1 rRNA gene is annotated in these 238 nt (G+C 42.9%); it reads right to left on the bottom strand.

Annotated elements, in window-relative coordinates:
- Window positions 1–146: 146 nt before the first annotated feature.
- Window positions 147–238, bottom strand: a 16S ribosomal RNA gene (locus KW850_RS34685); the annotation flags it as partial.

Here is a 238-nt window from a genome sequence, read left to right as displayed (position 1 = left end):
GTTTACTTTGCTTCTTCATTACGATTATCTAGTTTTCAAAGAACGATTAAAAAAAGCTTTGAGAGAATTGCTCCCTCAAAACTAAACAAACAAAAATCGTGGCACAAACCATTTTGTCTGGCTCATAGGTCCAGCTTTATCCTTAGAAAGGAGGTGATCCAGCCGCACCTTCCGATACGGCTACCTTGTTACGACTTCACCCCAATCATCTGTCCCACCTTAGGCGGCTGGCTCCTTA

This window comes from Bacillus sp. sid0103 (assembly GCF_019219025.1).
Note: the sequence above shows the minus strand (reverse complement) of the source record. Positions and strands in the feature narration are given on the sequence as shown.